Raw genomic sequence first — 1,746 nt, forward strand, 5'->3', positions numbered from 1 at the left:
AAAGAATTTACCCTGACAGCCGAGGATGATACACAGGCAGTTGTTTATGAAGGAGTTACTTACAAAAACGAGAGACAGAAGGTGTCCGTATCGGTAGAAAAGAAGGATTCTGTTACAGGAGAAAAGCTGGAAGGAGTCATCTTCGGACTGTATGCCGGGGAAGATATTGTTTCTAATCAGGGAGAAGTTCTTGTAGAGAAGGATACTCTGCTGGAAAAGAAAGCAACTGATAAGAATGGGAATCTGACTTTTGACAGTGACCTTCCACATGGAAAATATTATGTCAAAGAGGAAGTCAGAAAAGACGGATATCTTCCGAACGAGGAAGTATGGAAAGTAGATGCATCCTACGAAAACCAGAATCTTGAAAAGATTGTACTGAGTAAAGAAGTTGAGAACCAGCCGACCGAGACATGGATCACCAAGACAGATGCGACTACCGGAAAAGAGATGGAGGGAGCAAAACTTCAGGTGATCGACAAAGACGGAAATGTCGTGGAAGAATGGACCAGTACCAAAGAAGATCATGTGATTTATGGTCTGCCGGAAGGAACTTATACTTTGCATGAAGAACTGGCTCCTTATGAAGACGGCTATGTGTCTGCCAGCGATGTGACCTTTGAAGTCAAAGAAGATGGAAGTGTGACAAAGGTTGAAATGAAAGACGAATATTCTAAAGTGGAAATTTCCAAAACAGACATTACCACAGGGAAAGAACTGGAAGGGGCAAAACTTCAGATCATCCGAAAAGACGGAACTGTTCTGGAAGAGTGGATCACGGACGGAAAGCCGCATTCTGTTGCGAAGCTTCCGGTCAATGAGGAACTTACCTTGCGTGAGATCACAGCACCGGATGGGTATGAGATTGCCGAAGATGTTACATTTACATTGAAAGATACGATGGAAGTGCAGAAAGTAGAAATGAAAGATGCCAGAACACCGGAGAAAACAACCGAAAAGACCAATGCACCAAAAACAGGGGATGACCAGAAAGTATGGGCATTTGTCCTGCTTGCACTGGCATCTGCCGGAACAGTTACAGGAGTGACTGTGTACCGCAGAAAGAAGTCAAAAATGACGGAAAACAAAGAAGAAACAGAAGAAAAATAAAAGAAGAATAACTGGATAAATCAATCCGGCAGGGCAGGAGATGTGTATCAGGCAGCTCCTGCCCTGTTTATCTTACCATGCATTCGTAAGTAAGGATTTGCCAGTGGCAGGACTTGTAGATATAAGGAGAAGAAAAATGAAACGTTATTATACGGCAGAATCAGTAACAGAAGGACACCCGGATAAAGTATGTGACCAGATCGCAGACGCAATCTTAGATGAATGTCTGAAACATGATCCATCTTCAAGAGTTGCATGTGAAGTGCTGGCGACAAGAGGAAATGTGTTTGTGGCTGGAGAAATCAGCAGCGGATATGAGCCGCCAGTGTTTGATGTGATCCGAAAGGTTCTGGGGGAATGCGGATATTGTACGGATGGAATAGAAATGGATACGTTTGTACACCAGCAGAGTCCGGACATCGCAAAAGCAGTGAGTGTATCAAAAGAATTCCGGGACAACAATGGAAAAAAGGGAAGAGACAGAAGCCGGGGAGCTGGAGATCAGGGCGTTATGGTCGGTTATGCGTGTGACGAAACCGCACAGCTTATGCCAATGCCTATCGTTTTGGCACACCGGATCACCCGTGAACTTTCGGCTTGCAGAAGAAGCGGATATATCAAAGATATCTTTTCGGA

General features: G+C 44.3%; 2 protein-coding genes. Both read left to right on the top strand.

From position 1 onward, the window contains the following. A partial coding sequence (locus tag DXC04_RS15065) for an MSCRAMM family protein (protein ID WP_118661318.1) occupies nucleotides 1-1,110 on the top strand: 1,110 nt, incomplete at its 5' end. A 136-nt stretch (nucleotides 1,111-1,246) separates the two neighbouring features. Further along, nucleotides 1,247-1,746: S-adenosylmethionine synthetase N-terminal domain-containing protein (locus DXC04_RS15950; protein WP_279220510.1), on the top strand; the 500-nt coding region annotated here is incomplete at its 3' end.

Origin of the sequence: Dorea sp. OM07-5, assembly GCF_003481355.1 — a bacterium.
GTDB classification, from domain to species: Bacteria; Bacillota; Clostridia; order Lachnospirales; family Lachnospiraceae; genus Dorea_D; species Dorea_D hominis.